The organism is Microbacterium sp. LKL04, assembly GCF_900102005.1.
Classification (GTDB): Bacteria; Actinomycetota; Actinomycetes; order Actinomycetales; family Microbacteriaceae; genus Microbacterium.
This window is the reverse complement of the sequence record NZ_LT627736.1, coordinates 457355-475990: the sequence shown is the minus strand read 5'-3', so window position 1 is coordinate 475990 and position 18636 is coordinate 457355. Positions and strand designations below refer to the sequence as shown.

The 18636-nt window shown below is 68.3% G+C and carries 17 protein-coding genes and 1 tRNA gene; 7 read left to right on the top strand and 11 right to left on the bottom strand.

The window, feature by feature from the left end; genetic code table 11:
* Positions 1–229 precede the first annotated feature (229 nt).
* Positions 230–1387, bottom strand: a complete 1158-nt coding sequence (locus BLP38_RS02380) for a PrsW family intramembrane metalloprotease (RefSeq protein WP_091352303.1) — start codon at positions 1385–1387, stop codon at positions 230–232.
* Between the two features lie 58 nt (positions 1388–1445).
* Between BLP38_RS02380 and BLP38_RS02375 the strand changes: the two genes are divergently transcribed.
* Positions 1446–2309: a fumarylacetoacetate hydrolase family protein gene (locus BLP38_RS02375; protein ID WP_091352299.1), complete on the top strand. Its 864-nt coding sequence runs from the start codon at positions 1446–1448 to the stop codon at positions 2307–2309.
* Positions 2310–2372: 63 nt separating this feature from the next.
* On the opposite strand, the gene BLP38_RS02370 is transcribed toward BLP38_RS02375, so the two are convergent.
* The 7 genes from BLP38_RS02370 to BLP38_RS02340 all read right to left on the bottom strand — a co-directional run bounded on the left by BLP38_RS02370 (position 2373) and on the right by BLP38_RS02340 (position 8343).
* Positions 2373–2807, bottom strand: a complete 435-nt coding sequence (locus BLP38_RS02370; protein WP_231916551.1) for a DUF4190 domain-containing protein — start codon at positions 2805–2807, stop codon at positions 2373–2375.
* A 78-nt stretch (positions 2808–2885) separates the two neighbouring features.
* On the bottom strand, positions 2886–4343 hold the full coding sequence (locus BLP38_RS02365; RefSeq protein ID WP_091352296.1) for an aspartate ammonia-lyase: 1458 nt from the start codon (positions 4341–4343) through the stop codon (positions 2886–2888).
* A 66-nt stretch (positions 4344–4409) separates the two neighbouring features.
* Positions 4410–5390 (bottom strand): aldo/keto reductase, encoded by a 981-nt coding sequence (locus BLP38_RS02360; protein ID WP_091352291.1) that lies wholly within the window; start codon positions 5388–5390, stop codon positions 4410–4412.
* Positions 5387–5776, bottom strand: a complete 390-nt coding sequence (locus tag BLP38_RS02355) for a MerR family transcriptional regulator (RefSeq protein WP_091352286.1) — start codon at positions 5774–5776, stop codon at positions 5387–5389. Before BLP38_RS02355 ends, BLP38_RS02360 begins: the two co-directional genes overlap by 4 nt.
* A 45-nt stretch (positions 5777–5821) precedes the next feature.
* Positions 5822–6724 (bottom strand): phosphodiesterase, encoded by a 903-nt coding sequence (locus BLP38_RS02350; RefSeq protein ID WP_091352283.1) that lies wholly within the window; start codon positions 6722–6724, stop codon positions 5822–5824.
* 36 nt (positions 6725–6760) lie between these two features.
* Positions 6761–7096: a peptidase gene (locus tag BLP38_RS02345; protein WP_091352280.1), complete on the bottom strand. Its 336-nt coding sequence runs from the start codon at positions 7094–7096 to the stop codon at positions 6761–6763.
* Positions 7093–8343, bottom strand: a complete 1251-nt coding sequence (locus BLP38_RS02340; RefSeq protein ID WP_091352277.1) for an inorganic phosphate transporter — start codon at positions 8341–8343, stop codon at positions 7093–7095. The genes BLP38_RS02345 and BLP38_RS02340 overlap by 4 nt, the downstream gene beginning before the upstream one ends.
* A gap of 185 nt (positions 8344–8528) precedes the next feature.
* Between BLP38_RS02340 and BLP38_RS02335 the strand changes: the two genes are divergently transcribed.
* The 4 genes from BLP38_RS02335 (at position 8529) to BLP38_RS02320 (ending at position 14146) form a co-directional block, all read left to right on the top strand.
* Positions 8529–10628, top strand: a complete 2100-nt coding sequence (locus BLP38_RS02335) for a S9 family peptidase (RefSeq protein WP_091352275.1) — start codon at positions 8529–8531, stop codon at positions 10626–10628.
* A gap of 39 nt (positions 10629–10667) precedes the next feature.
* Positions 10668–11570: a hypothetical protein gene (locus BLP38_RS02330; protein WP_091352271.1), complete on the top strand. Its 903-nt coding sequence runs from the start codon at positions 10668–10670 to the stop codon at positions 11568–11570.
* A 195-nt stretch (positions 11571–11765) separates the two neighbouring features.
* The gene (locus tag BLP38_RS02325) at positions 11766–12797 is read left to right on the top strand and encodes a TerC family protein (protein ID WP_172824646.1); all 1032 of its coding nucleotides are present in this window, start codon (positions 11766–11768) and stop codon (positions 12795–12797) included.
* 62 nt (positions 12798–12859) lie between these two features.
* Positions 12860–14146 (top strand): hemolysin family protein, encoded by a 1287-nt coding sequence (locus BLP38_RS02320; RefSeq protein ID WP_091352264.1) that lies wholly within the window; start codon positions 12860–12862, stop codon positions 14144–14146.
* Between the two features lie 78 nt (positions 14147–14224).
* Here the strand turns inward: BLP38_RS02320 and BLP38_RS02315 are convergent.
* Together BLP38_RS02315 and BLP38_RS02310 are read right to left on the bottom strand one after the other, a co-directional pair.
* Positions 14225–14300, bottom strand: a tRNA-Thr gene (locus BLP38_RS02315).
* Between the two features lie 30 nt (positions 14301–14330).
* Positions 14331–15266 (bottom strand): DsbA family protein, encoded by a 936-nt coding sequence (locus BLP38_RS02310; protein ID WP_091352260.1) that lies wholly within the window; start codon positions 15264–15266, stop codon positions 14331–14333.
* Positions 15267–15494: 228 nt separating this feature from the next.
* Between BLP38_RS02310 and BLP38_RS02305 the strand changes: the two genes are divergently transcribed.
* Both BLP38_RS02305 and BLP38_RS02300 read left to right on the top strand, forming a co-directional pair.
* Positions 15495–16598, top strand: a complete 1104-nt coding sequence (locus BLP38_RS02305) for an ABC transporter ATP-binding protein (RefSeq protein WP_065571219.1) — start codon at positions 15495–15497, stop codon at positions 16596–16598.
* A 79-nt stretch (positions 16599–16677) separates the two neighbouring features.
* Positions 16678–17985, top strand: coding sequence for a DUF4032 domain-containing protein (locus BLP38_RS02300; protein WP_065571220.1), 1308 nt, complete (start codon positions 16678–16680; stop codon positions 17983–17985).
* A 9-nt stretch (positions 17986–17994) separates the two neighbouring features.
* Here the strand turns inward: BLP38_RS02300 and BLP38_RS02295 are convergent, their stop codons facing one another.
* Complete coding sequence (locus BLP38_RS02295; RefSeq protein ID WP_091352258.1) at positions 17995–18633, bottom strand: NAD(P)-dependent oxidoreductase; 639 nt, start codon at positions 18631–18633, stop codon at positions 17995–17997.
* Positions 18634–18636 lie beyond the last annotated feature (3 nt).

Sequence of the window (18636 nt, the reverse complement as noted above, 5' to 3'; positions counted from 1 at the left end):
CGTCCTTCGTGGAGGGGTTCCGGCACGCGCCGGCGGTCAAGAGGGCGAAACGTCGCCGGGTCCAAGCCTATTCCCATGAATGCAGATCCACCGGTAAGCGACCCCTCTTGACACCGCACGGGGGCGGCGGGATCATTTCAGTACGCCAACTCAGCGCCCGGAAGACTCGCAGGCATCGCCGCGGCACCGGGCGCTGAGTCTTTCCCCCGGCGCTCCACCGCCGCTCACCTCAGGGCGCGAGGACGGCCTGACGTGCGCGGGTGGCTCGTTCGAGGTAGACGCGTTCGTCCGCAGCGGCTCGAGGATCCCGTCCGCTGACGACTCGTTGCCGAGCCGCCGCGAGGGACGTCGCCTCCGCGATGAAGCGTCGCATCGCCGAGACCCGGTCGCCCGGCAGCGACCGAGCCCAAGCGAGGGCGCGGGAGCGCCCGCCGCGCGTCGCCAGCATGTCGACCTCGGCGGGAGAGAACCAGCCCACCGCCGCATAGTCGGCGAGCCGGGCGCGTGTGAGACGCGCCTCCTCCCGGCGGAGGAGCACGATCCCCACGATGAACGCGGCGAACAGCGGGACCTGGAGCGTCACATACAGGACGAAGAAGTCCGCCATGGCCGCTGAACCGTTCCACAGCGCGTGCAGCCCGATGGCACACAGGACCCCGACGGTCCACCTGCCGAGAGCGGCACCTCCCCTCGCGCCCGTCCGTGCGGCGAGCCCGAGGGCGTATCCCGTGGCGGCCGTGAACATGACGTGCGCGAACGGAGAGAGGATGCCGCGCAGGAAGAACGTGAACGCGGCGCCCTCCGCACCGCCGGTGAGGAGACTGTCGCCGAAGTACAGGATGTTCTCCGTGAAGGCGAACCCCGCTCCGACCAGTGCGCCGTAGACGACGCCGTCGACGGGACCGTCGAACGCGCGACGGGCAGCGACGAAGAGGAGGAGGACTCCGGCCCCCTTCGCGATCTCCTCCACGATCGGAGCCTGCACCACCGACGACACCGTCTCGGGCAGCCAGGGCGCCACGACCGAGACGACCAGCCCGACGCCGAGCGCCACCGCTACCGATGCGACGGCTCCCCACAGGAGCGCGAAGACGACGAGCCCGCGCGGCTCCGGCTCCCATCGGTCGATGATCCGGATGGCCGCCACCACGACCGCGAGCGGGACCAGGGCGAGGACGGCCGAGACGACCGAGGCGATCGGCCCGAGGAACGCGAGGAAGTAGACCGCGAGACCCAGGGCGACGACCCCGAGCACGATCGCGACGACCCACAGAACCACGCGCCCACCCGAGGCCGCCGGCACCGGGAGCTCGCGGTGCGGCGGAGCTGGCGGTGGCGTCATCGCCGTCGCGTGGACCGGCTGCGCAAGGGGCGACGGGAACGACATGCGCTCAGCCTAGGGCGGCCCGATCGAGCGCCGGAGCGGGGGACGATACCCTGGAGCAATGCGCTTCGCCCACGTTGTCCCCGACGGAGTCGACGAGCCGCAGCTGGTTCTCGTCGAAGAGGATCGCGTCACCGTCGTGTCGCGCCTGTTCGACGGGGCCCCCTCTCGTCTGCAGCAGCTGATCGAGGGCGGCGACACTCTTCTCGACCGGGTGCGTGAAAGCGCACCCGCAGCCGAATGGATGCCGCTCGGCACCCCTGTGTTCGCGTCGGCGATCCTCGACACACCGATCACCATCGCGATCGGCCTCAACTACTCCGCCCACTCCAGCGAGCTCGGCCTCAAAGCGGACGCCGCACCCACGGTCTTCATCCTGTGGCCCGGCTCCCTCACCGGCCACCGCCAGACCACGACCTGGCCTCGCTCGCTCAGCACGTCCGTCGACTACGAGGCTGAGCTCGGCGTGATCATCGGACGACCCGCGCGCGACGTGGCGATCGAGAACGCCCTCGACCACGTGTGGGGCTACACGGTGGTGAACGACATCACGGCACGCGACATCCAGTTCTCCGAGGCTCAGTGGTCGCGCTGCAAGTCGTTCGACGGGTTCACCCCGACCGGGCCGTTCGTGGTCACCGCGGACGAGGTCCCCGACCCGCAGGATCTCCACATCTGGGCGATCGTCGACGGGAAGATGGTGCAGGACGCCTCGACCGATCAGATGATCCACCCCGTCGCGAAACTCGTCTCGTTCCTGTCGCAGTCGGCGACGCTGCTGCCGGGAACACTCATCTCGACCGGGTCGCCGGGCGGGGCCGGCTACTCCCGTGACCCGCAGATCTTCCTGCGCGACCGATCGACCGTCACGGTCGGCGTCGACGGGATCGGCGAACTCACGACCTTCTGCCGCATCCTCGACTGACGCGGCGAACGAACGACGAAGCGGCGACCACCCGAGGGTGATCGCCGCTTCGCTTTGCGGATGTCAGTAATCCAGCTGGGTCGACCCGTTGAGGACGTCGGAGCACGGCAGGTCGACGCCGTACACGTTGACGATGGCCGTCGGGTCTGCCGCGCAGGTCATCCCCGCCGCGATGGGCGGCCAGACGAGCGCGAAGAAGATGATGATCCCGACGATCATGAGGACGACGCTCACGATGATAGCCGCGAGGGCCAGTCCGTTCTTGACGCCGGCCTTACGGCTCTGAACAAGGGCGACGATACCCAGGATGAGGCCGATGAGCTGCGTGAAGGGGATGATCGCGAGGATGAGCGCGACGATTCCCATCGTGCGCCCCGGCTTCGCACCGGGCGTGGGTCCACCCGCGTTGTACTGCGGCGCGTTCCCGTAGGCCGGAGCCTCGTACGCCGGCGGCGCGGGCGGGATGTTCTGGGAGTTCGGCTGGTTGGGGTCGGTCATGGGGTGTCCTTCACATCGCAGATCGGCCGAGATACGACCCCGACGCTAGCGTTCATGGTTCTCTCAGACAACCTGGAATCAATTCTGGTCCGCAGCGGTCGGTTTCGTGATAATCGGGATCGCGCGCGTGACCGCCTGCAGACCCGACAGCCGCGCCGGGGACAGCTGCTTGTCGACCTCGTCGCGTGACATCAGGCCGGCCTCGACGACGAGGTCTCCCACGTTGCGCTTGGTCAGCAGAGCCGTCTTCGCGAGGGCCGCCGCCGCCGTGTACCCGATGAACGGCGTCAGCGCCGTGATGACGCCGACGGACGAGCCGACCATCGTGCCGAGTCGTTCGCGATTGGCGGTGATGCCGTCGACGCAGTTGACGCGGAGCGTGCGCATGCCGCGCCGCATCCAGGTGATCGACTGGAAGATCGAGTGCGCGATGACCGGCTCGAAGGCGTTCAGCTGCAGCTGACCGCCTTCGACCGCCATCGTCACCGTGAGGTCGGCGCCTGCGACGGCGAAGGCGACCTGATTCACGACCTCGGGGATGACCGGGTTCACCTTGCCGGGCATGATGCTCGAGCCCGCCTGGCGCGGCGGCAGGTTGATCTCGCCGAAGCCCGCCTGGGGACCGCTGGAGAGCAGGCGCAGGTCGTTGCTGATCTTGGACAGCTTGATCGCGTTGCGCTTGAGCGACGACGAGAACGACATGAATGCGCCGGTGTCGCTCGTGGACTCGACGAGGTCTTCCGCGGTCTCGAGGTCCAGCTCGCTGATCTCACGCAGGTGCCGCAGGACGGCACCGGAGTAGTCCGGATGCGTCGTGATGCCGGTGCCGATGGCCGTCGCACCCATGTTGATCTCGTAGAGGAGGTGCGCGTTCTCGCGGAGGCGGTGGTAGTCCTCCCCGAGCGTTGTGGCGAACCCGTGGAACTCCTGCCCGAGCGTCATGGGGACGGCATCCTGCAACTGGGTGCGCCCCACCTTGAGCACGTCGTGGAACTCGTCGGCCTTCTTCAGGAAGGACTGCCGCAGCAGATCCAGCTCTTCGAGGAGGGACTGCAGGTCGAGGCCGAGTCCCACCTTGATCGCCGTCGGGTAGACGTCGTTGGTGGACTGGCTGCGGTTCGTGTGATCGATCGGAGACAGGAAGGCGTAGTCGCCCTTCTCGCGTCCGGCCATCTCGAGCGCGACGTTGGTGATGACCTCGTTCGCGTTCATGTTGGTCGAGGTGCCGGCGCCGCCCTGGATGACGCCCACGACGAACTGGTCGTGGAACTCGCCGTCGATGACGCGCTGAGCTGCCTGATCGATGAGGTCGGCGCGGGATGCCTCGAGCACCCCGATCTCCTTGTTGGCGCGCGCGGAGGCCTGCTTGACCATCGCGAGGGCGACGACGAGGTCGCGGTAGACCGAGATCGGTCGCATCGAGATGGGGAAGTTCTCCAGAGCCCTCGCCGTGTGGATGCCCCAATAGGCGTCGGCGGGGATCTCCATCGATCCCAGGGAGTCGGTTTCGGTGCGCGTCGTCGCGTCAGATGCCATGTGCGGTGTCCTCGTGGGTCACAGGGGTGCAGGGATGGATCGAGCCTATCCCCGCACCCCCCGACCTCACCGGTTCACGCTGGACATGTCGGCGTAACGATCGCCGACCGCCGGCGCCACGTCACCGAGTCGGCGCAGCTGGTCATCGGTCAATGTCAGGTCGGCGGCTCCGATGTTCTCCTCGAGTCGCTCGAGCTTGCGCGTCCCGGGGATCGGGACGATATCCTCGCCCTGCGCCAGGAGCCACGCGAGCGCCACTTGAGCCGGAGTCGCCTCGGCTTCCGCGGCGATCCCCTCGACGACCTCCACGATGCGGAGGTTGGCGGCGAGCGCCTCGTCCTCGAATCGCGGGTTGCTGCGACGGAAGTCGTCCTCGGCGAGCTGGTCGACCGAGCGGATGGTGCCGGTCAGGAAGCCGCGACCGAGCGGCGAGTACGGAACGAACCCGATGCCGAGTTCGCGCAGCGCCGGCAGCAGCTCCGCCTCGGGGTCGCGGGTCCAGAGGGAGTACTCCGTCTGCACGGCGGTCACCGGGTGCACCGCGTGCGCGCGGCGGATGGTGGCAACGGATGCCTCCGACAGTCCGTACCCGCGGATCTTGCCTTCCTGCACGAGCTCGGCGAGCGCACCGACGGTCTCCTCGATGGGGACGCCCGGGTCCATCCGGTGCTGGTAGTAGAGGTCGATGCGATCGGTCTGCAGGCGCTGCAGTGACCCCTCGACCGAGCGGCGGACGTTCTCGACGCTGCCGTCGACACCGGAGCGGCCGTCCGGGTGACGGACGATGCCGAACTTCGTCGCGAGCACGACCTCGTCGCGGCGACCCGCCTCCGCGAGCGTCGCGCCGAGGAGCTCCTCGTTCGTGTGAGGTCCGTACATCTCCGCGGTGTCGAGCAGGGTCACGCCGCGATCGAGGGCGCCGAGGATCGTCCGCTTCCCTCCCGTGTCGTCCTGCCCCGCGCCGGTGTAGAACGCGCTGATGCCCATGAGGCCGAGGCCGATGCGACCGACCTGCGGTCCGTGGGCTCCGAGTGTGGTGGTCTTCATGATGGGCCGATCTCCTTGTCGTAGATGTCGATCTTGTGGTCGATGGCGGCGAGGCTCAGGGTGACCTCGTCGAGCTGCCGTCGGACGACCTCCCTGTGCTCGACGAGCAGCCGGCGGCGTTCGGCGACCGTCCCCTCCCCTTCGCGGGCGAGCTCGGTGTAGCGACGCATCGTGGCGATCGGCATCCCGGTCCAGCGCAGCCGCGCGAGGAAGCGGATCCAGACGAGGTCCGCGTCGGAGTAGCGACGGTGGGATGACGATGCCCGGTCGACCGGGTGCAGCATCAGCCCGGCCCGCTCGTAGTAGCGCAGCGTGTGGGCGCTGACGCCGGTGGCGTCGGCTGCTTCGGCGATCGAGGCGCCGGAGGGACCGGAGAGGAGGGTCATGCCTTCACGGTAGAACTTCGAGCGCGCGTGAAGTCAAGCGGTGGCTCAGGAAGGTTTGCGCGAGAACGCCTCGAGGCGCTCCTGCGGGCTGAGGGCTGCCATCCTCTCGACCCATTCGGCCGAGAAGTAGTCGCCGGTGGGGGCATCTACGACAGGCACGACGGTGTGGGTGATCGTGTCGTCGTACACGTGGACGAGGTGGAAGGACTGGCCGGCATCCATCCCGTTCACGTCCGTTGCGGGTCGCTGCAGATTCATCGTGTAGCAGGTGGCCGACGCCACACTCACGGGGAGGCCGGCGAAGGTCCCGCTCGTCGAGTAGTGCAGGTGGCCGGCGAGGATGCCGCGCACGTCGGTTCCGGCGACGATGTCGGCGAGGGCGTCCTGCTCCCGGAGCTCGAGGATGTCGAAGAACGGGATGTGGCTCGGCAGAGGTGGGTGGTGGAGTGCGAGGAGGGTGCCGAGCGGCGCCGGCTCGGCGAGGACGCCGCGGAGCCATTCGCGCTGGGCCGCGTCGACCTCGCCGTGATGCCAGCCGGGAACCGTCGAATCGAGCACGACCAGTCGCAGCCCGCCGAGGTCGTGCACGGCCGTGAGCGGCTCGAGCGAGGCTGGTTCGTCGAACAGACCCTCGCGCATCGCGGGGCGTTCATCGTGGTTGCCTGCGACCCAGACGATCGGCGCGTCGAGCCGTTCCGCGACCGGCTCGACGATCTCGCGCAGGCGCCGATACGCCTCGGGCTCGCCGAGGTCCGTCAGGTCGCCCGTCACGATGAGGGCGTCGGGACGGATGCCGGTGCGCTCGATCGCCGCAAGGGCGGCCTCTGCTCCCCCGGTCGAGTCGTACGCGCCGCCGAGCCGACGATCGCCCGCGAGCAGGTGGGTGTCGCTGAGGTGGACGATCGAGCGGAGGGCGGGCGCGTGCCGGCCGAAGGAGACGGACTGCATATCGTCAGCCTATTGACGGTCCCGGACGGTGCGCGGTCAGTGGTTGAAGAGGATCAGCAGGAGCCCGCCGAGGACGACGAGCCCGCAGACGGCGAACGACCCGTATGCGCTCACCAGGGCGACGCGCTTCTGCGCGGGGCTGAGCGGGTTCTTCTTCGCGGCCTTCTTGGCTGCCTTCGCCGCCCGCTTCTGCTCCTTCGGCGTCATGACCGTCAGCGCGTCCGTGAAGGTGGCGGGGATCACGACGGGCACGCGCCCGGCGAGGACGAGCAGCCGCAACCCGACGGCGTAGAAGAAGACGACGACCGACGCGGCGAGGATCGCGGCGACGAAGACCTGGACGAAGGCGAGCCAGTCGATGCTGACGCTCATCGGACGCCCTCCTCGTCGGATGCGGCGGCCGCCTGCGCGACGCGCTGCTGACGCCGTGTGGGCGGCGGCTCCTCGGTGAGGTCGACCGCGGCGCCGGAGTCGGCCACCTCGCTCATCGCGTTGGCCGCGGTGACCTCGCTGCGACGCGACCGCAGGAAGATGGCGAGGACGATCGCGACGGCGATGACCGCGCCGATGATGACGCCGATGAGCTCACCGACGCCCTGCCCGAACAGGTTCTCGAAGCCCACGATGAGGAACGCGGCGAGCGCTCCGACGATGCCGGCCGCCGGGAGCGTCAGCACCCAGCCCACCGTGATGCGTCCGACCGTGCCCCAGCGGACGACCGCGCCGCGGCGCCCGAGGCCGGATCCGATGACGGAGCCCGAGGCCACCTGGGTCGTCGACAGCGCGAACCCGAGGGCGCTCGAGGCGAGGATCGTCGAGGCGGTGGATGCCTCTGCCGAGAAGCCCTGCGCCGGCTTCACGTCGGTGAGGCCCTTGCCGAGGGTGCGGATGATGCGCCAGCCGCCCATGTAGGTGCCGAGGGCGATCGTGAAGGCGCAGGCGAAGATCACCCAGAGCTGCGGGTCGGACTGGGTCTGCCAGCCGACCGTGATGAGCGCGAGGGTGATGACACCCATCGTCTTCTGCGCGTCGTTCGTGCCGTGGGCGAGCGCGACCAGCGATGACGTGAAGATCTGTCCCCAGCGGAAGCCGTCGCGCCCGTCGGGCTTGTTGTCGTAGCGACGGGTCACGACGTAGGCGATCTTGGTCGCCACGAAGGCGATGATGCCGGCGGTGAGCGGCGCGATGAGCGCCGGGAGGACGACCTTCGAGAGCACGACTCCCGTATCGATGGCGCTGATGGAGGCGCCGACGACCGTCGCGCCGATGAGGCCGCCGAACAGGGCATGCGACGAGCTCGAGGGGAGCCCCAGGAGCCACGTCAGCATGTTCCAGGTGATGGCTCCGATGAGCCCGGCGAAGATGATGGCCGGGAAGATCGATTGCGAGAGCTGATCCTCGCGGATCATGCCACCCGAGATGGTCTTGGCGACCTCGGTCGACAGGAACGCGCCGACGAGGTTGAGGACGGCAGCCAGGAGCACGGCGACCTTGGGCTTCAGGGCACCCGTCGCGATGGGCGTGGCCATCGCGTTGGCGGTGTCGTGGAAGCCGTTGGTGAAGTCGAAGAACAGTGCCAGTGCGATGACCAGGACGACGATGAGTGCTGCGGTCTCCACAGTTCGCTTTCCGTCGGGAATCGGGGGAACGGGCGCCGCGGCGATCGGCAGTGCGAACGAAAAGTTCACCCAGACGTCAGCGAGTGTTCAGTCGGGCCTGGAAAATCCTCGCACACGTTGCGCCATGGCATAACCCGCGCGCGCTCGCGAGGGTCGGTTAGCGTGGTCGGGTGACTTCCGAAGCTGTGACACCGCCCGTCGCCGACCGCCGCCCCTTCACCCGGACCCATCACGGCGACGCCGTCTCGGATCCGTATGAATGGCTGCGCGCGAAGGAGGACACCGAGGTCGTCGGTCACCTCGAGGCCGAGAACGCCTACACCGATCAGCGCACGGCGCACCTGGAGGGTCTCCGGAACCGGATCTTCGACGAGATCAAGGGCCGCACGCTCGAGACGGATCTCTCGGTACCCTCACGGCGCGGGCAGTGGTGGTACTACGGACGCACCCTGGAGGGCAAGCAGTACGGCATCAACTGCCGCGCCCCCATCGCGGACGTCGACGACTGGACCCCGCCGGTGCTGTCACCCGACACGGACGTCCCCGGCGAACAGGTCCTGCTCGACGGCAACGTCGAAGCCGACGGCCACGACTTCTTCTCGCTCGGGAGCCTCGACGTCTCGAACGACGGCACGCGCCTGCTGTACGGCGTCGACATCGCCGGCGACGAGCGTTACACGCTCCGCATCCGCGACCTCGCGTCGGGTGAGGATCTGCCCGATGTCATCGAGAACACGTCCTCGGGCGCGGTCTTCTCCCCCGACGGCCGGCACGTCGTCTACACGACGGTCGACGACGCGTGGCGTCCCGACACCGTCTGGCTCCACGTCGTGGGGACGGATGCCGCTTCGGATCGGATCCTCTTCACCGAACCCGACGAGCGCTACTGGGTCGGCGCCGGTTTCACCCGCAGCGACCGGTTCCTCGTGATCGGGGTCGGATCGTCCATCACCTCCGAGGAGTACCTGGTCCCGGCCGACGACCTCACCGCCGAGCCGCGCTCCGTGTGGCCGCGCCGCGAAGGCGTGGAGTACTCGCTCACCCACGCGGTCGTCGGCGGCGAGGACGTCCTCTACATCCTGCACAACGACGGCGCCCTGGACTTCGAACTGGTCCGGGTCGCGGCATCCGATCCGACCGGGTCGCGCCACGTCGTCCTTCCGCACCTCCCCGGGCGTAGATTGCTGGACGCCTCGGCGTACCGCGACTGGGCGATCGTCGAGTACCGACGCGACGGTCTCGCCCGGGTCGGCATCCTCGACTACGCGACCGACGACGTCCGCGAGATCGCGTTCGAGGAGCCGCTGTACGCGGTCGGGGCGAGCGGGTCGTCGGAGTGGGCACCGCCCGTCATCCGGCTCGGGTACGCCTCGTTCGTGACCCCGGGCACGGTCTTCGACTACGAGGTCGCCACGGGCGAGCTCCTGCACCGCAAGAGCCAGCCCGTCCTCGGGGGCTACGACGCCTCGGACTACGGACAGGAGAGGGTCTGGGCGATCGCCGACGACGGCACGCGGATCCCCGTCTCGCTCGTGTGGAAGCGCTCGTTCGGCGAGCCGGGCAGGTCCCCGCGCCCCGTCCATCTCTACGGCTACGGCTCCTACGAGCATTCGATCGAACCGGGGTTCTCGGTGGCGCGCCTTTCGCTGCTGGACCGCGGCGTGGTCTTCGCCATCGCCCACGTCCGCGGCGGCGGCGAGATGGGGCGTCAGTGGTACGAGGAGGGCAAGCTCCTCCACAAGCGCAACACGTTCACCGACTTCGTGGCCGTCGGCCGCCATCTCGTCGCCGAGGGGTACACCTCGCCCGATCGCCTCGTCGCCGAGGGCGGCTCCGCCGGCGGGCTCCTCATGGGCGCCGTGGCGAATCTCGCCCCCGATCTGTTCGCCGGCGTTCTCGCGGGTGTCCCGTTCGTCGATGCGCTGACCACGATCCTCGACCCCTCCTTGCCGCTGACCGTCATCGAGTGGGATGAGTGGGGTGACCCGCTGCACAACGAGGACGTCTACGCCTACATGAAGTCGTACACGCCCTACGAGAACGTCCAGGACGGTGTCTCGTACCCCCGCATCCTCGCCGTCACCTCCCTCAACGACACCCGCGTCCTCTACGTGGAACCGGCGAAGTGGGTGGCCCGCCTGCGCGAGGTCGGCGCGGACGCGCTCCTGAAGTGCGAGATGGTCGCCGGTCACGGCGGCGTCAGCGGTCGGTACAACTCGTGGCGCGAGCGCGCGTTCGAACTCGCGTGGCTGCTGGACGTGCTGGGACTCGCCGAGACCGACTGATCGTCGCGATCGCATCGCGCGGCTGGGTACGATTCCGCCATGGCCTCAGATCCTCGCTACCGCGCGTCGGTCCGCATCGATCTCGATCTGGTCTGCGCGCACCCCGACGATCTCCTCACCGGCATCGACGGTTCGTCCCGCATGTCCGCGTCGACGATGGATGCCGAGGACGCCCTGCTGTCGCTCCTCGACGTCGCGGTCTCCCCGGGAGCAGATCACCTCGTCCGGATCGAATCCGCCAGCACGGCGGTCGTCGACTCCGAGTGGGAGGGGACGTCGGGCGGCGTACCCGCAGGCTCGTCCGACACCGCCCGAGTGGCGCGCGCGGGCGCGAGACTGGCTGGCATCGACTGGGCGCTGAACGAGCTCTTCGGCGGGGCGACCGGTGACGCGACGGCATCCGAGTTGCGGCAGCGCACCATCATCAAGGGACTCGTCTGGAACGCCTCCGTCATGGTCGTGGACTGCCTGTTCGATGACGTCCTCCACCTGGCGGATGCCTCGGGCGACCACTCCGCGTGGCGGGATACCCACGTCATCTCGCAGTTGCCGCCGCAGTACGCGACCCATTACGACCGAGGGTTCGCGCAGAAGTTCCTCGCCGCGACGATCGAGGTCACATCACGCCTGAGCGCGTCGCCCGTGTACCCGCCGACCGTCGCGCACGAGCTGGCGCTCAAACTCGTCCTCGATGAGGCGGAGCGCAACGCGGACCGGCTGAGCGGCGACCTGCCCGAAGGATGGCGGGAGCACCTCGACACCGTGCTGTTCCAGGATCTCGACGTCGACTCGCTGTTCGCCGAGCAGGACGCGGCGTCGAAACGGGATGCCGCAGCGGCGACCCCTCCCCTCGACTTCGCGAGCTGGTTCATCCCGTACGCGCACGCACCGGCGCCCGCGCCGTACGCGAGCGACGACCTCAAGGAGCCCGCAGGGCGCTAGCACGGCCGACCCCGTCGAGGCAATTGTCAGTCTTGGCCTTCGGCATCCCATAAAATCGGAAGTCCCCAGGGGGAGTACTCCGATACGGTCGGTTCGTCATTACGGATGTGAAGGCGCATCCCGGACCACCGGTCTCGAGCAATCGAGATGGAGAAGACTCTGGCGTCATCTGTTCACGCCATCGAGGAGACTCCTGTGGAAATCACCCCGCTCGTCTGGGGCATCACGATCGCCGTCACGATCGCCTTCTTCGTCTACGAATTCTTCGCCCACGTGCGCAAGCCGCACGAGCCGTCCATCGCCGAATCGGCACGCTGGTCGGCCTTCTACATCGGCCTCGCCCTGCTGTTCGGCGTCGTCATCGGCTTCATCCCGGGCTGGGGATGGGTGTACTCGGGTGAGTACTTCGCCGGCTACCTGACCGAGAAGGCGCTGTCGATCGACAACCTCTTCGTCTTCCTGATCGTCATGGCCGGCTTCGCCGTTCCGAAGATCTACCAGCAGAAGGTGCTGATGATCGGCATCGTGATCGCCCTGATCATGCGCGGTGGATTCATCGCGGTGGGCGCCGCTCTCATCGAGAACTTCTCGTGGATCTTCTACATCTTCGGCGCGCTGCTGCTGTTCCTCGCGTACCGTCAGGCCTTCACCCACGGCGAATCCGACCCGGCCAACGGCAAGTTCATGCAGTTCGTCCGCCGCCACCTGCCCGTCAGCGACGAGTACAACGGCGACAAGCTCACGGTCAAGAAGGACGGCAAGCGCTTCGTCACCCCGATGCTGCTCGTCATCGTCGCGATCGGCTTCGTCGACCTCATCTTCGCCGTGGACTCGATCCCGGCCATCTACGGCCTCACGAACGAGGCGTACATCGTCTTCACCGCGAACGCCTTCGCGCTCATGGGCCTCCGCCAGCTCTACTTCCTCATCGGCGGCCTGCTCGAGCGTCTCGTGTACCTGGCTCAGGGCCTGGCGGTCATCCTCGCCTTCATCGGCATCAAGCTCCTCTTCCACGCCCTGCACGTCAACGAGCTGCCCTTCATCAACGGGGGCGAGCCTCTGCTGTGGGTTCCCGAGATCCCGATCTGGCTCTCGCTCCTGTTCATCGCCGCCACGATTGTCGTGGCTACGGTCGCGAGCCTCGCCAAGACGCGGCGCGACGACGCCAAGGCGCTCGCGAGCGGGACGCCCACGACCACTCCCGAGCAGAAGAAGGAGCACAGCTGACCGATGATCAGCGACCATACGCAGACGCCCACCGTTGAGGCCGACACCATCGAGCAGATCCGATGAACGACCTCGCCCTGAACATCGCCCTCGTCGTGGTGTTCGTCCTGGTGGGCGGAGTGTTCGCCGCCACCGAGATGGCTCTCGTCACGCTCCGTGAGAGTCAGATCAATGCGATCGCGGCGCGCGGCAAGCGGGGCGCCAAGGTGGCGGGGTTGGCACGGAACCCCAACACGTTCCTGTCGGCTGTCCAGATCGGCGTGACCGTGGCCGGGTTCGCGTCGGCCGCGTACGGCGCCACGTCGATCGCCCCGTCTGTCGCCCCGCTCATCGAGTCGTGGGGCGTCGATCCCGGATTGGCGCTGACCTTCGCGACGCTGATCCTGACCCTGCTGATCGCCTACCTGTCGCTCGTGCTCGGAGAGCTCGTGCCGAAGCGGCTGGCGATCCAGCGGAATGCGCAGTTCGCCTACGCCGTCGCCCCTGTCCTCGACGGGTTCGCGAAGGTCATGCGACCCGTCATCTGGCTGCTGTCGGTCTCGACGAACGCGCTCGTGCGCCTGCTCGGCGGTGATCCTCACAAGACCGGTGAGGAAATGACCGACGAAGAAGTCCGCGACATCGTCGCGAGCCACGAAGGCCTGCCAGAGGACGAGCGTCGGATCCTCGAGGACGTGCTCTCGCTGCGGGGCCGCCAGCTCAGCGAGGTCATGCGCCCGCGTCCCGAGGTGACCGCGCTGGATGACACCGCCACGATCGGGGAGGCCGTCGCCGAGGCACGGGAACTGCCGTTCTCCCGGTATCCCGTCGCCGACACCTCCATCGACGACATCGTCGGATTCGTCCACGTCCGTGACCTGTTCGAGGCGGTCGTCGAGGGCCGGGATGCCCCGTTGTCGGGCATCGTGCGTCCGATCCCGTACTTCCCGTCGACGGCGCGCGTCCTCCCGACGCTGACGAAGATGCGAGCCGAGGGCCACCAGATCGCGGTGGTCGTCGACGAATACGGCGGGACCGACGGCATCGTCACCCTCGAGGACCTCGTCGAGGAAGTCGTGGGCGAGATCTTCGACGAGTACGACACCGCCATCGCCCCGGACGCGGACCGCGAGATCATCGACGGTCGCCTGAACCTGCAGGACTTCTCGGAGGCGACGGGCGTCGTGCTCCCCCGTGGAGCGTCCGACACGGTCGCCGGCTTCGTCACGGAACGGCTCGGCCGTCTCGCGGTCGTCGGCGACGTGATCGAGGTCGACGGCGCGACGATCGAGGTCACGGCCCTCGACCGTCGCCGCATCGCCGAGGTCCGCGTGACCGCGCGCGACGCGGTCGAAGCAGACGAGAGCTGACCTCAGACGTCGCACAACAGAGAGCCCCTGCGTCCTCGAAAGGAGCGGGGGCTTTTCTGCGTTCTGATGTGGGGTTCGTGGTGCCGGCTACAGGACTTGAACCTGCAACCCCCGTATTACAAGTACGGTGCGCTACCAATTGCGCCAAGCCGGCAGATGGCCCAGTCTAACCGGGCCGCGCAGCTCACTCCGCAGGCGCAGTGGGCGTCGGTGTCGCGGTCTGCTCGGTGTAGAACTTGTCGCTCGCGCTCGTCAGGACGAACTGCGAGAACTCCGCGGCATCCTTCAGCGCACCCATGTACGGCTGGCCGTTGACGAGGATCATCGGCGTTCCGGCGAGCTGCAGACCGTCGGCGTCGGGGATGCCGGAGATCGCACGCTCCGTGGCGTCCTTCGTCCACTCGATGTAGTCGCCATCCTCGATGCAGTCGCGGACCTTGTCGGGCTCCTGGGCGCCGACGGCCTGCGCGAGGTCGGCGAGTTCGGTGTCGGAGAACCCATCGGTGTCCATCGCGGGCTGACGGCTCAGCAGTTCCGTGTTGTAGGCGAAGAAGACGTTCTCGTCGTGCGTGGCGACGCACGCCGCAGCGGCGGCGGCGCGCAGCGAGTACTTGGTGCCGTTGGACTTGGCGGTAAGCATCGACACGGGGTGGTAGCTGAGCGTCGCCGCGCCCTCGTCCACCCACGTCTTCAACTGATCCACGTTGGCGAGCTGCCATTCGCGTGCGCCCGGGGAGAGGTAGTCCACGTAGACGCGGATGTCGACGGGAGCCGCGGATGCCGTCGGTGCGGGTGCGGCCTTGTCCGACTCCGGGGTGGCCTCGACCGCGCTGTCGTCGATCGCACCCTGGCTGCCCGCGACGCCGGCGACGTCGCTGACGGCGAAGCCGTCGGAGCTGGCGGTGTCCGGGGTCAGGTCCCGTCCACCCATCGTGGAGGTCACCGACCAGACGACGACGGCAGCGACAGCGGCGACAGCTCCCGTCGCAAGGACACCGAGCGAGATGCGGCGCGCGAGCCGGACGCGCGACTGCTTGACGTGGACGCGCTGCGCTTTCTCGCGCACGGCCTCGCGACGATCGGTCGCGGATGACGGGGTGTCGCCGGAATCGGTGGACATGAAACCTCGGGAAGATCTGTGGTGCGGCCGGAGGGCCCGGCGCCCGGGTGTGGCGCACGCTCCGATGTTAGTCAGACGCGCTGGAAAAAGGCTGACGAGGAGGCATCCCCTCCCTCCGCGCAGGCGTGGCATACTGAACACGCACCCGATGGCGGGTGTGCGGGGTGTCCCCCGCTCGCTTCACAACGGATCGTCCGGCACGTACCTGCCGGTGAAGGAGAAGAAAAGATGGCGTCCGTCACGTTCGACAACGCAACCCGTCTGTACCCCGGTGGCACCCGCCCGGCGGTCGACAAGCTCAACCTCGAGGTCGCCGACGGCGAGTTCCTCGTCCTGGTCGGTCCTTCCGGCTGCGGTAAGTCCACCTCGCTCCGCATGCTCGCGGGTCTCGAAGAGGTCAACTCCGGCTCGATCCGCATCGGCGACCGCGACGTCACCGACGTGCCGCCGAAGGACCGCGACATCGCAATGGTGTTCCAGAACTACGCGCTCTACCCCCACATGACCGTCGCCGAGAACATGGGCTTCGCGCTCAAGATCGCCGGTGTCGGCAAGGAGGAGCGCGCCTCCCGCGTTCTCGAGGCAGCCAAGCTCCTCGACCTCGAGGAGTACCTCACCCGCAAGCCGAAGGCCCTCTCGGGTGGTCAGCGTCAGCGCGTCGCCATGGGCCGCGCGATCGTTCGTCAGCCCCAGGTGTTCCTCATGGACGAGCCGCTGTCGAACCTCGACGCCAAGCTCCGCGTGCAGACCCGTACGCAGATCGCCTCGCTGCAGCGCCGCCTCGGCGTCACGACGGTCTACGTCACCCACGACCAGACCGAGGCCCTCACCATGGGCGACCGCATCGCCGTCCTGAAGGACGGCCTCCTGCAGCAGGTCGGCACCCCTCGCGACCTGTACGAGAAGCCGAACAACGTGTTCGTCGCCGGCTTCATCGGGTCGCCCGCCATGAACCTGTTCCCGGCCGACCTGGCAGAGGGCGGCATCCGCTTCGGCTCCGAGATCGTCCCCCTCGACCGCGACACGGTCGGCCGCGCAAACGGCAGCCAGGTCACCGTCGGCGTCCGTCCCGAGGACATCGAGGTCGGACCGGCCGACGGCAAGGGCCTCGCGGTCCAGGTCGACCTCGTCGAGGAGCTCGGCGCGGACGGCTACCTCTACGGCCACGTGGACATCAACGGCAAGCGCACCGACATCGTCGCGCGCGTCGACGGTCGCAACCACCCGAACGCGGGCGAGACGGTCACCCTGGCCGCCAAGCCGGGCCACGTGCACGCGTTCGACATGGAGTCGGGCGACCGCCTCAACGACAAGCCGGTCGTCTCGGCCTGATCGTCATCATCAGCAGGACCGCGGCGCGGGAAGGTCTCCGGACCTCCCGCGCCGCGGTGCGTGAGTCGGAGGTCACCGCGTGGTCCATTCCCTGAGCATCACCGCCAGCAGCGTCGACGCAGGGCTCCTGGCCCTGCCCTGGTCCACGCCTCTCGGCGAGTGGCCGAGCGACGCGATCGTCTCCCTCCCCAAGGGACTCTCCCGCCACCTCGTGCGCTTCGCGAGCCTGTCGGGCCGTGTCGTCGCGGTGAAGGAGACCACGGCCGAGATGGCCCGTCGCGAGTACGAGATGCTCGGCTCGCTCGCTCGCCTCGACGTGCCCTGCGTGAGTCGCGTCGCCGTCATCGACGGGCGCCGCACGCCGAAGGGCGAGCCGCTCCCCGCCGCTCTGGTCACCGCCCACCTGCGCTTCTCCCTCCCCTATCGCGCGCTGTTCACGCAGGTGCTGCGACCCGACACCGCTACGCGCCTCGTCGACGCTCTCGCAGCGCTCCTCGTCCGCCTGCACAACGTCGGCTTCTTCTGGGGCGACGTGTCGCTGTCGAACACGCTGTTCCGGAGGGATGCCGGGGCGTTCGCCGCGTACCTCGTCGACGCCGAGACGGGTGAGCTCCACGAAGGGGGTCTGACGCGCGGCCAGCGCGAGCACGACCTGGACGTCGCGCGCACCAACATCGCCGGGGAGATCATGGACCTCGAAGCCGGCGGACGACTCGAGGGCGGTGTGGATGCCGTGGCGATCGCCGACGGCATCATGTCGTCGTACCGGTCGCTGTGGAGCGCGCTCACCGAGACGGAGACATTCTCGGCCAACGAGACCTGGCGCATCACCGAGCGCGTGCAGCGCCTGAACAGCCTGGGGTTCGACATCGGCGAGATGTCGATCGACGAGACCTCCGACGGCACCAAGGTGCTGATCCAGCCGAAGGTGGTGGATGCCGGGCACCACCAGCGGCGTCTGCTGCGCTTGACGGGCCTGGATGTCGAAGAGAATCAGGCCCGCCGCCTGCTCAACGACATGGACGAGTTCGCTGCCCGCGTCTCGCGCCTCGGCAGCGACGAGGAGATGGTCGCCCACGAGTGGCTGACCCGCGTCTTCGAACCGGTCGTCAAGGCGATCCCGTGGGAGCTGCGCAGCAAGCTCGAGCCCGCCGAGGTGTTCCATCAGGTGCTCGAGCACCGGTGGTACATGTCACAGGCCCGCGGGCGGTCGATCCCGATCGCCGAGGTCCTGTCCTCCTACATCGACGGCGTGCTGCGTCACCGCCGCGACGAGGCGACCGTGATGGGTCCGCCGACCGAGACGACGGCGCTTCCGGTGATCACGTCCGACGTGCCCGTCAGCGACGACGACGAAGACGAGGTCGACTGGCGCGACCTCGTCTGATCGTGGTCGTCAGTATCCGACGGTGAACCGCTCGCGCACATGCGCGGGCGCCTCGATCTCATCGAGGACGGCGATCGCGAAATCGGCGCCGGAGATGAAGGACTCGCCCGTGTCGTCGGTGACGATGACGTCGCCGCCGGTGCGGTACGAGCCGGTGCGCTCCCCCGGCGCCCATGCGCCGAATCCGCCGGCCGGGTGGATGTAGAACCAGTCGCGACCGCTGGTGTCGGCCTGGAGGTCTTCGAGGATGCCGATGGCTTCCATCGCCTCGGGCTTGATCTCCTCGGGAAAGCCGCTGTCGATCACGCGGGGACCGCCCGGGGCGACGAGGCTGCCACCGGCGCCTCCGATGACGCCGACGCGCACCGAGAGCGGCAGCGCCGCGATGACGCCGTCGACGGCCTCTCGCATCTTGCCGACCATGTCTCCGCGGGGCGAGGTCGCGAAGACGACGACATCGACTCCGTCGAGTTCTGCCGCGAGTGCCGGGGCGTCGAGCATCGTGCCCTCGACGTAGGTCGCTCCCTCGATCCGGTCGGCGGGGATCTTGCGCGCGACGGAGACGACGGTGTGTCCTCGACGGACACCCTCGGCGACGATGTTGCTGCCGGCGTAGCCGGTGCCTCCGATGACGGCGATGCGGGTCATGAT